Below are 10,704 nucleotides of genomic sequence, written 5' to 3'. Positions count from 1 at the left end.
CTTGCGCAGGACTGTAGAGCAGCAAACTTAACCGCCCCGCCCGGCAGGCGAGCGTGCAGGAACGACATCTGTCCAACAATTCGTGCGAAACATAATGAAAAACCGTTTGATGTGAGTTAATATAATCAACGTCGTGAATATGGCTCCTGTCGCATTGCTGATAGGGGTTAAACACAAAAAAGGAGTCAATTATGGTTTCTGAGAAGGCTACCCTCATTAATCCTCAGGGTCTTCACATGCGTCCGGCTGGCCTCTTCGCCTCCACCATGGGCAAGTACGCCTGCGACGTGACGGTCGTCACCCCCGAGAAGGAGGTCAACGGCAAGTCCCCGATGGCCCTCATGGCTGCCGGCATCCCCTGCGGTACCGAGGTCGAGGTCAAGTGCGACGGCGCTGACGAGGCCGAGGCTCTGGCTGCTGCCATCGAGCTCATCAAGAGCGGTCTTGGCGAGTAGAACTCAAACGGGTCGCATGTTGAACAACTAAGTTCATATTTGGGGGCGCAGTGACCTGTTTAAAGGGAACTGCGCTCTTTTGTCATGGATATGGCAAAACGCTTTATCACATGACACGGAGAGAGGAATAGGAATGTATCAGGGAGTCAACGCTTCCGAGGGCATCGGTATCGGCACCGTCATGGTTGCCGTCGAACCCGACTTGACGTTTGAGCCGCACGAGGTTGCTGATTCTGCAGCAGAGAAGGAGCGCTACCAGACCGCCCTTTCGGTCTTCTGCGAGAAGACCCAGGCTCAGGCCGACCACATGAAGGAGACGGTGGGCGAGGCCGAGGCCGAGATCATGAGCGGACACATCGTCCTGGCTCAGGACCCGGGCATGACCGACGCCATCAACGCCGCCATTGACGGCGGCACCTGCGCCGAGCAGGCGCTCATGGACACCTCGACCATGTTTGAGAACATGTTCCTGTCCATGGACGATGAGATGTTCCGCCTGCGCGCGGCAGACATCGCTGACATCCGCACTGGTATTCTGGCCGAGCTTTTGGGCAAGGAGGTCGTCGATCTCTCCGTCCTGCCCGAAAACACTGTCGTTGTCGTGCACGACCTTACGCCGTCCATGACCGCCACGATCGATAAGGCCCACGTTGCCGGTATCGTCACCGAGACCGGTGGCCGCACGTCGCACTCCGCGATCATCGCCCGCGCCCTCGAGATTCCGGCTGTCCTTTCGGTTGCCAACAGCTGCACCGCGCTGCGCAACGGCATGACCGTTGTCGTCGACGGTGGCAAGGGTATCGTCGAGGCCGATCCCGACGAGGAGACGCTCGCCGCCTACACCGCCAAGGCCGAGGCTTTCGCTGCCGAGAAGGCAGCCCTCGAGGCTTTCCGTGGCAAGCCGTCCGTGACTGCCGATGGCATCAAGAAGATCATTGCCTGCAACATCGGTAACCCCGATGACGTGCCCAACGCGCTCGATCACGATGCCGAGGCCATTGGCCTGTTCCGCTCCGAGTTCCTGTTCATGGATTCCGCCGAGCTTCCTTCCGAGGAGGAGCAGTTCAACGCCTATCGCAAGGTTGCCAGCGCGCTCAATGGCGCTCCGGTCATCATCCGCACGCTCGACGTGGGTGGCGACAAAGAGATCCCGTACCTGCACATGGTCAAGGAAGAGAACCCCTTCATGGGCTTCCGTGCCGTGCGTTACTGCCTGGCCAACCCCGACCAGTACAAGGTACAGCTCCGCGCTCTGCTGCGCGCCAGCGCCTTTGGTGATGTCAAGATCATGATCCCGCTCGTCACTTGCGTCGAGGAGGTCTTGGCCGTTAAGGAGCTCGTCGAGGAGTGCAAGTCCGAGCTGACCGAAGAGGGCCGCAAGTTCAACGAGAACATCGAGGTCGGCATTATGGTCGAGACGCCTGCCGCATCGCTGATCGCTGACCGCCTGGCCGAGGTCGCCGACTTCTTCTCGATCGGCACCAACGACCTGATCGGCTACACCATGTGTGCCGACCGTGGTAACGACACCATTTCTAACCTGTACCAGGTGTACTATCCCGCCGTGCTTCGCTCGCTCAAGAACATCATCGAGAGCGGCGTCAAGGCTGGCATCATGGTCGGTATGTGCGGCGAGGCCGCTGCCGATCCGCTGCTTGAGCCGCTGCTGATCAGCTGGGGCCTCGAGGAGTTCTCGATGAGCGCTCCGTCTATCCTTCGCGCCCGCAAGACCATCAGCCAGTGGACCAAGGCCGAGTGCGACGATCTCGCCGAGAAGGCGCTCGCCTGCAACACTGCCGAAGAGGTCAAGGCGCTGCTTGAGGCTGCCGCTCGCTAATTTGGTATCAGAGGTAACCGCGTGGTTGGAATGGGCTGGCCGCGCGGCCCTCAAATATACAGGGGGTACTGTAAATGTTCTACACGCTAACCGCTAACCCGGCTGTCGACATGACGGTTTCGAGCTCTCCGCTCGAGCCCGACGAGAACGTCCGCACCGGCTCGGCCAGCTACACGGCTAACGGCAAGGGCCTCGACGTGTCCTTCGCCTTTAAGAAGATGGGCGTCGACACCGTCGCGCTCGGCTTCTTCGCCGGCTTCACGGGCAAGTTTATCGTCGAGGAGGTCATGAACCTGGGTTGCCTGTGCCGCCCGGTCTGGACCGACGGCATCACGCGTATCAACACCTATGTCAACGATGGCCAGCACGAGTACGGCATCCTTAACCCCGGCGCCCCGATTACGCCGGAGCACCAGAAGGAGCTCTACAACATCCTGGACACCGCGGGCGATCTTGAGTGCCTGATCGTCTCTGGTTCCGTGCCTCCCAAAGCTACGCCCGACTTCCTGGCTCAGGTCATGGATCACGCTCAGGCTCGTGGCGCCGACGTCGTCCTGGACCTGTCTTCCGACAAGCTCAAGGAGCTCGCTCACAAGAAGCCGCTGCTCATCAAGCCGAACCATCACGAGATGAAGGCCATCTTTGGCGTGCCGGTCGACACCGACGACGAGGTCCGCGTTGCTATGAAGATGGCTCACGATGCCGGCGTCCAGAACGTGCTGCTCACCCGTGGCAGCCGCGGCGACGCTTACTTCTCCAACGGCGAGGACATCTGGTACGCTAAGCGTGAGTTCAACATCAAGCTGGTCTCTTCCGTCTGCGCCGGCGACTGCACGCTCGCTGCGTTCCTGCACAAGTGGTACAGGGATCGCGACAACGTCGAGGAGGCCATGAAGCTCGCTATGGCCACCGGCGCCAACGTTGCCGAGTCCGTGGGCATCGGCGACTTCGGTCACGTCGATGAGTATAGTAAGCGCGTTGCTGTCCGCAAGCTCGATCGCAAGTAAGCGAAACGCTACATATTCGTGGCTATATGGCGCCCCGGTTTAAGCCGGGGCGCTTATTTTAAATTGCAAATGAGCTTCAGGGCAAGCACTCCTGTTTATTTGCCCCGCCTTGCTGCTTTTCTGGCGACCTGCACGCGTTCTACACCGTTCGCCGAGTTGCTATGGTCTTTTCACAAGGTGTGGAATATACTTTCATTATCACGTTGCTTTGTGAAAGGAACATTCATGATTTACACGCTCACTGCAAATCCCGCCATTGATTACAACATTTCCTGCGACGGACTTTCCGCCAACACCGTCACCCGCACGCGCAACGCGGTCTATACGCCCAATGGCAAGGGTCTCAACGTCTCGTTCACCCTCGATCACTACGGTGTCGACACCACGATCCTGGGCTTTTTTGCCGGCTTCTCAGGCGAGTATATCGTCAAGGGCGCCGAGGCCCTGGGTGTGCCCGTCAAGCCCGTGTGGACTGACGGCATCACGCGCGTCAACGTTTTCCTCAACGCCGGTCCCGATACCGAGTACAACATGGTCAATGCAGGCGCTGCCATCAATGCTGCCAACGAGCAGGAGATGTTTGAGCTCATCGACTCGCTCGACGACATGACCTGCCTGGTCATTAGCGGCTCGCTGCCCCCCAACACCTCCGAGGGTTTCCTGGCCGAGGTTCTTCGCCGTGTTAAGGCAAAGGGTGCCGAGTTCGTGCTCGATATTTCGAGCCATCAGCTGGCCGATCTCATTGCCATGGAGCCGTTGCTCATTAAGCCCAACGACGACGAGCTGCTCGACATCTTTGGCATTAAGGTGAGCGGTGGCGACGACGAGACCGTTAAGTGCGCTATGGCTGAGCTGCATGCCAAGGGCGCTAAGAATGTGCTGTTGACCCTTGGTGGCGACGGCGCGTACTTCTCCAACGGCGAGCACATTTGGTTTGCCAAACGCACCTTTGAGGTCAAGCTGCTCTCGACGGTCTGCGCCGGCGATTCCTCGCTTGCCGCCTTCCTGTCCGTGTGGCATGATGCCCCCGAGTGCGTCGAGGACGCCCTGCGCCTCTCGATGGCAACCGGTGCCAACGTGGTCGAGTGCCCCGGTTTGGGCGATTTTGCCAAGGTGGACGAATATAAGAAGCACATCGACGTTCGCCAGGTCTGCTAACCGTTTAGACACATCGTTGCCGAACACCCGCTTTGGATCTCCGAGGCGGGTGTTTTTATCTGTTGGCCGCATGGGCTCTGCTGTCTCGTTCGCGCGAATCGACGATGTGATTTCATGTGCGCTCACACTTGTTTCTTGCTAGACTGCTTGAGAACCATCGTTTAACGCTCGTAAGCGTAGGAGGCCATAGGTATGTGTAATGTTTCGCTCAACGGTACGCAGCCCACAGATGCCTCCCTGCGTGTGCTACGTGCGCTTGAGGACGCCGGTCTCGAGGCCTGGTTCGTAGGCGGTTGGGTGCGTGACGCCCTGATGGGACGTCCCAGCCACGATGTTGACATGTGCTGTAGCGGCCTGTGGCAAGAGTCCAAGGCGGCGCTCGAGGCAGCCGGCATTGCGGTAGTTGAGTCGGGCATAAAATTTGGCGGCATTACCGCCCTTTGTGACGATGAGCGTATTGAGGTCACGACGTATCGCCTGGACGGATTTTACACCGATGGTCGCCATCCCCAGAGTGTGGAGCGTGCGGCGTCGCTTGAGGACGATCTGGCACGTCGTGACTTTACCGTTAACGCCATGGCTTGGCATCCCCAGCGCGGTCTTGTCGACCGTTATGATGGCCAGGGCGACCTGGAACGTAAGCTGATTCGTGCCGTCGGAGATCCCAAGCGTCGCTTTAACGAGGATGCGCTTCGCATGCTGCGCGCCGTGCGTTTTGCCTGCCGTCTGGATTTTATGATCGAGCCTAAGACCAAACAGGCGCTTGCCGAGTGTTCGCCGCTGCTCGATGCCGTGGCACGCGAACGCGTGGGCATTGAGCTCGAGGGGATTCTATCGACCGGTCACGGGGGAGACGCGATGCTACGCTACCCCGAGCTTGTTTGCGCCGCCGTGCCCGAGCTTGCGCCGGCTCGTGGGTTTGACCAGCGCAGCGTCTACCACGCCTTTAATGTCTACGAACATATCGCTCGCGTTTTGACGGTAGCGGGGGAGCTGGCACTGTGTGACGGCGTGGCGCCTTCGTCGAGCTTAATGTGGGCAGCGTTTTTGCACGATGTCTCCAAGCCCGATTGCTTTACGGTCGATCATGCGGGCAGCGGCCACTTTTACGGTCATCCTGAGCTTGGCGCCAAGAAAGCGCGCGCTATTATGGATCGCTTGGCGCTTTCGCACGATTTGGTTCGCGACGCGTGTCTGCTTATCAGGTATCACGATAAGCCGTTGCGCCCCGAGCGCTCCTGTTTGCTCAATATGATGCGCTCGCTTTCGGGTGAGGGCGTCGACACGCCGCGTTTGATTGACGAGCTTATGGACCTTAAGCGTGCCGATACGCTGGGTAAGGCACCGTCGTGCTTCTATTACGTCGAGACCATCGAGGAGATGCGTTCGCTCGCCCACGAACTGTTGGAAGCGGGGGAGCCCTATACGCTTAAGATGCTTGGCATCAACGGAGGGGATCTGATTCGCGCCGGCGTCAAACCGGGGCCTGAGCTGGGACAGCTTCTCAACGTCGCCCTCGACGCCGTGATCGAGAATAACGTTCCCAATACCCGCGAGGCCCTTCTGGCCCACCTCAACCTGGGGTAGCTAATTTGGGACGGGGCTTTTTTAGCTACCCCGCTGTCAATAGGACGAACAATCGTGATTCTGGCAGGGGTAGCTAAAAAAGCCCCGTCCCAAATTAGCTACCAGGTTGACCTGCTTGTTCCATAACCTCACGACAAAATTTGGCCAATTTGGAATTTCTTCTTGCGCTCGCGTTTTTTGTCCCGTAATATATGTCCTCGCAGCACGGCAGTGCAGATGTCATGTGGCCCGTTCGTCTAGCGGTTTAGGACGCCGCCCTCTCAAGGCGGAGATCACCAGTTCGAATCTGGTACGGGCTACCACTTCTTTTCTGCTGAGGCTTATGGCCCGTTCGTCTAGCGGTTTAGGACGCCGCCCTCTCAAGGCGGAGATCACCAGTTCGAATCTGGTACGGGCTACCAAGTTTTGGATACCCGACCTTCTTTTCGAAGGGCGGGTTTTTTATTACCGGCGGGCTTGTCTGTTAATCCCATTTGCCCCATAGCTTTACGTTTTGCTTATCTCCCATACGGGTACAATAGGCCAGATACATTGACGGTCAGAAGGAGCCTCATGACGGAGTCCTCTCAGCATACCCCAAAGCCTCAAGTCGATGTTTCGGGCGGCGATGACAACAAGAGCGCACGTCGTGGTGCCATCTTTATTGGCATTGTGCTGGTGGGCTATATCGTCTATTTGGTCGTGACCGGTCAGATGGGTCAGTTCTGGGCCGCCATGGCTAGCGTTCAGGCGCCGTGGCTCGCTGCCGCGTGCTTCTGCATGTTCCTATACTTGTTTTTTGGCATCGTGGCGTACGCGATTGCCGTATGGCTCGATCCCAATTCGCCTGTCGGCATCCGCGACCTCATTTCGGTCGAGGCGAGCGGCATCTTCTTTGGCAACCTGACACCCATGATGATGGGCTCCACGCCTGCCCAGATTTATCGCCTGACCAAAGCCGGCCAAAATGTGGGCGAAGCGGGTGCCACGCAGTTCACCCGCTTTATCGTGTACCAGTTTGGTTTGGTGGCATGGGGTGCCATTCTGCTGCTCGCCCGCATGCCGTTTTTCGCCGAGCGCTATGGCGACATGACGCTGCTTTGCGTCTTTAGTTTTGGCGGCCACTGCTGCATTCTTCTCGGCATCTTTGCCGTGGCGTTGATGCCCAAGACCGTCACGCGCGTCGCACATTGTATTATCAATTGGCTCGAGCGCATGGGCGTTTCCGCTACTAAGATCGAGGGCTGGCGCACCTTTGTCGATGGCGAGATCTACTCGTTCTCCGAGAAATTCAAACTCTCTGCCGGCCATTTTTCGTCCATGCTGCTCACGGTCGTCATCACCATGTTGCAGCTGGCGTTTTTCTACCTGGTTCCGTATTTTTTGATGCTTGCCTTTGGTCAGTACGATGTTGACTTTTTCTCGGTCATGGCGGCGAGTGCTTTTGTACAGCTGTTGAGTTCCGCCGTCCCGCTGCCTGGCGGCACCGGTGGTGCCGAGGGCGGCTTTGCGCTGTTCCTGGGTCACTTTTTTGGCACGGCAGCGACTGCCGGCTATCTGCTTTGGCGTCTGATTACCTTTATCGCGCCGACCATTTTGGCCGCCCCTCTTTTGGGCCTTAAGAGCGCTCATAACGAGAGTATCCATGCGCGCTGGGACCGTATGATGTGCAAGCTCGGGCGCACTCCTCAGAAGCCTTCTGCGTCCGTTAAGGCACATCCAACCTCTCAGGTTACCGTGGACCCCAATCAGCATGCTCAAAAGACTGCTGTGGCCTCTAAACCGGCACGGAAGACCTATGTTCGTCAGACTGGCGACGGTATCCGCGTTTCCCCTGCGGCGCTCAATAAAAAGAAGCGGCCCTAGAGCCCAGTTGGTGAGTCGTGCGTTCTTAATGATGCTCGTCATTGCGATGCTAGATGTAGGATAATCCTCTTACGTTGATTATCTCCCACTTGTACAGGAGCTATAGGTGGGCAGTTGACATGAAGGGGACACGTCTATGGCCACCACTAAACCGCGCCTTGACCGCCGCATCGTTCGCAGTCGCAATGCGATTCTTTCGGCATTCGAGCGACTGCTGATGGAAAAGCCCCTCGACGATATTACAGTGAGCGCCATCGCGCGCGAGGCAAATGTCGACCGTAAGACCTTCTACGTGCACTTTGGCACGGTCGACGGCTTGCTCGATGCCATTGCCGTGGATGTGGTCGAGATGATTGTCGACTCAGTCGAGAAGACGCTTTCCTCTATGGGCGGTAACACCAACGAGCGAGCACTCGGAGCGGCGGCGACCTTCTTCAAAACCGTTAACGAGGCGCTGTGCAACAATTTGGTGCTCAATCGCCAGCTGATTGAAAACATTCCGCTCGACGACTTTATGGCTCGTCTTCGTGCGCCGCTCGAACATGAGATTGCCGAGCGCGATCTGCTGCCCCAAGGTCTCAAGGACGAGATGTTCGATTACTACCTGGCGTTTTTGCTGTCCGGTATTATCGGTATCTATCGCACGTGGGCATTATCCGACGGATCGGTTCCCATCGAGCGCGTCTCGGCGGTCGCCAACGACCTGACCCTGAACGGCCTTTCGAGCCTAGAGACCCGTTTGTCTTAGTGCGGTATCCCCTGGAGCTCCCTTGCCGTTTAGGTCGTCTATCCGTAGTGTGATGCTCGATTGATTGGGATGGATCTGAGTAAATACGCCCGGCGATATCCGAAAGATCGGTATCGGTTTTCTTGAATTATTGCGGGAGAGTGGTAAAACCTAATTTAGGTTGTTTTGAACCCGGTGACTATGGCCTGATCCTGATGGATATTCAGATGTTTGTTATGGACGGGCAAAGTAGCAATAAAACAGAGATTGAAAAAATACGTATGAATAATATCGTTTCCTTGTTTATGTTTAGTCGTTGTGATTATGAGAAAGTAAAACAGGATGCATGGGAAGAAAACTGGAAAGCCATGCGGCTGTATTCTGTTGTGGCGCTTGTTGCCTTTGGAGTCATAACGCTGCTGAGTGCGGTTTCTCTGAGTATCGCAAAATATAAATGGGTGTATCTGGCCTATACGTTTCTTTCTTTGCTCTATTTTTGCATTTCTCGTTGTCAACTTAGAAGCTTCTTGGGGAAAGAGCTGGTTGTATACAGCTTTTTTGCCGCGCTGCTGCTGTTCGGCATTATTACGGGAACGCTGATTACGCCGGAGGAGCTCACGGTCAACTACATTGTGTTCATGATGGTAGCGCCGCTGCTGTTTACCGCTAGAGCGGCGGTCATGAACGGGCTGATTCTGAGCAGCATGCTGCTCTATATCGGACTTGCTTTCTTTGCGCAGCACAACCCAATTCTATCCAAAAACCTCGTGAATGTTATTTTGTACGGGGTGCTGAGTATGTTTCTGACTGCCACGATGATGCGAAGCAAGCTCCAGATAATTCTGTACCATAAGGAAATGGAAGCGTTGGAAGTCAGCAAGCGCGAATCGCAGGAACGACTCCTGAATTACGAGAGATTCCTCACGGACATGGTTCGGTATGCCGCTTCAGAAGCAACTCCGGACAAAGTGCTGAATCAACTGGTGGAGTATATCGGACAGCGTGTGACCGCCGATCGAGCGTACATCTTTGAACAGAATGACCGCGGAACGTTTGACAACACCTACGAGTGGTGCAAAGCGGGCGTACCCAAAGAAAAAGATAACCTGCAGGATGTGCCGTATGAAGGCATCATTGAAACATGGTTTGCACAATATCAAGAATCTAACAATGCCATCATCCTTGACATTGAAGAATGCAAAAAAACAAACGAAGCCATCTATGAACGGCTGAAACCTCAGGGTGTCAATACCCTTGTGACAGGGCCAATCAAAATCAACGGCAAGATGGTCGGATTCTACGGTGTGGACAATCCTCCCAAAGAGAAACTGGACGAGATCTCGAATGAGATGGATATGATCGAGTTTATGGTCTCTTTTATGATAAGACTGCGCGATAATGCGAATGCACTGGAGCACAGTGCGTTATATGACCAGCTCACAGATTGTAAAAACAGAAAAGCACTGGATTGGGCGTACACAGAAAAGCTGGAGAAGTATTTTCCCCTGGCGGTTGTCATGTGCGACCTAAATGGCCTAAAGGAAATAAATGACCAAAAGGGACATGACGCCGGTGATAAAGCCATTGTGCAGACCGCACAGACGCTGAAATCTGTGTTCGGAAAGCGTCATGTGTATCGGCTTGGCGGAGATGAGTTCATTGCGGTTCTGCCAAACATCACACACCCGGCGTTTCAGAAACTACTGGAAACGGCAAAAAGCCAACTGGGGGCTACCGCGTCCCTCGGTACGACGATAAGCGGCACTAAGGACACGGATTTTGAGTCGCTTCTGAAAGCCGCAGATGCGCAAATGTATGAAAACAAGAAGCAATACTACATCGTGACAGGGAATGATCGGAGAAGGCACAGCTTGTGAGAGGGAAAAGCTGCGCATATAAACGTAAAACTGCACGGTAGTTCACGACTTTGACCGCACAGGGCAGCACGGTTTGTGATGTCGCTTTCAAGCAGATGGATGTTGCATTTAATCAGTCTGAAAATGCCCAGACGCGCATTTCGCTGGGCAAATGTGCACCGCCTTTCATTAATCCTATTATTCTCCGGTTGTTGTTGCGGTAAGAAATAAA

General features: G+C 55.7%; 8 protein-coding genes and 2 tRNA genes. All 10 read left to right on the top strand.

Features of this window, described 5'->3' with window-relative positions; translation table 11 throughout:
- The first annotated feature begins 191 nt into the window (after window positions 1-191).
- The 10 genes from ACQRAP_RS08320 to ACQRAP_RS08275 all read left to right on the top strand — a co-directional run bounded on the left by ACQRAP_RS08320 (window position 192) and on the right by ACQRAP_RS08275 (window position 10,493).
- Window positions 192-455 (top strand): HPr family phosphocarrier protein, encoded by a 264-nt coding sequence (locus ACQRAP_RS08320; protein ID WP_427747366.1) that lies wholly within the window; start codon window positions 192-194, stop codon window positions 453-455.
- 133 nt (window positions 456-588) lie between these two features.
- Window positions 589-2,292, top strand: coding sequence for a phosphoenolpyruvate--protein phosphotransferase (gene ptsP, locus ACQRAP_RS08315; RefSeq protein WP_427728175.1), 1,704 nt, complete (start codon window positions 589-591; stop codon window positions 2,290-2,292).
- A 74-nt stretch (window positions 2,293-2,366) separates the two neighbouring features.
- Window positions 2,367-3,299: a 1-phosphofructokinase family hexose kinase gene (locus ACQRAP_RS08310; RefSeq protein ID WP_154515554.1), complete on the top strand. Its 933-nt coding sequence runs from the start codon at window positions 2,367-2,369 to the stop codon at window positions 3,297-3,299.
- Between the two features lie 225 nt (window positions 3,300-3,524).
- Entirely contained in the window at window positions 3,525-4,457 is a 933-nt protein-coding gene (locus ACQRAP_RS08305) for a 1-phosphofructokinase family hexose kinase (RefSeq protein ID WP_427795365.1), read from the top strand.
- Between the two features lie 192 nt (window positions 4,458-4,649).
- Complete coding sequence (locus tag ACQRAP_RS08300) at window positions 4,650-6,044, top strand: CCA tRNA nucleotidyltransferase (RefSeq protein ID WP_427795364.1); 1,395 nt, start codon at window positions 4,650-4,652, stop codon at window positions 6,042-6,044.
- Between the two features lie 225 nt (window positions 6,045-6,269).
- Window positions 6,270-6,346, top strand: a tRNA-Glu gene (locus tag ACQRAP_RS08295).
- Between the two features lie 22 nt (window positions 6,347-6,368).
- Window positions 6,369-6,445, top strand: a tRNA-Glu gene (locus ACQRAP_RS08290).
- 151 nt (window positions 6,446-6,596) lie between these two features.
- A complete protein-coding gene (locus ACQRAP_RS08285; RefSeq protein WP_154515563.1) occupies window positions 6,597-7,889 on the top strand; it encodes a lysylphosphatidylglycerol synthase transmembrane domain-containing protein in 1,293 nt (430 codons plus the stop codon).
- A gap of 136 nt (window positions 7,890-8,025) precedes the next feature.
- Window positions 8,026-8,637, top strand: coding sequence for a TetR/AcrR family transcriptional regulator (locus tag ACQRAP_RS08280; RefSeq protein ID WP_427747370.1), 612 nt, complete (start codon window positions 8,026-8,028; stop codon window positions 8,635-8,637).
- 194 nt (window positions 8,638-8,831) lie between these two features.
- Window positions 8,832-10,493, top strand: coding sequence for a sensor domain-containing diguanylate cyclase (locus ACQRAP_RS08275; RefSeq protein ID WP_427795363.1), 1,662 nt, complete (start codon window positions 8,832-8,834; stop codon window positions 10,491-10,493).
- Window positions 10,494-10,704 lie beyond the last annotated feature (211 nt).

This window comes from Collinsella sp. SGI.180, from assembly GCF_050313455.1.
Taxonomy (GTDB): domain Bacteria; phylum Actinomycetota; class Coriobacteriia; order Coriobacteriales; family Coriobacteriaceae; genus Collinsella.
The sequence above is the reverse complement of the archived record's forward strand: the minus strand, read 5'-3'. Positions and strand labels throughout refer to the sequence as shown.

What these genes read in the sequence shown, in the direction of transcription:
- ACQRAP_RS08320 (WP_427747366.1), top strand. Translation starts at nt 192, where the DNA reads ATGGTTTCTGAGAAGGCTACCCTCATTAATCCTCAGGGTCTTCACATG.
- ptsP (WP_427728175.1), top strand. Translation starts at nt 589, where the DNA reads ATGTATCAGGGAGTCAACGCTTCCGAGGGCATCGGTATCGGCACCGTC.
- ACQRAP_RS08310 (WP_154515554.1), top strand. Translation starts at nt 2,367, where the DNA reads ATGTTCTACACGCTAACCGCTAACCCGGCTGTCGACATGACGGTTTCG.
- ACQRAP_RS08305 (WP_427795365.1), top strand. Translation starts at nt 3,525, where the DNA reads ATGATTTACACGCTCACTGCAAATCCCGCCATTGATTACAACATTTCC.
- ACQRAP_RS08300 (WP_427795364.1), top strand. Translation starts at nt 4,650, where the DNA reads ATGTGTAATGTTTCGCTCAACGGTACGCAGCCCACAGATGCCTCCCTG.
- ACQRAP_RS08285 (WP_154515563.1), top strand. Translation starts at nt 6,597, where the DNA reads ATGACGGAGTCCTCTCAGCATACCCCAAAGCCTCAAGTCGATGTTTCG.
- ACQRAP_RS08280 (WP_427747370.1), top strand. Translation starts at nt 8,026, where the DNA reads ATGGCCACCACTAAACCGCGCCTTGACCGCCGCATCGTTCGCAGTCGC.
- ACQRAP_RS08275 (WP_427795363.1), top strand. Translation starts at nt 8,832, where the DNA reads ATGGATATTCAGATGTTTGTTATGGACGGGCAAAGTAGCAATAAAACA.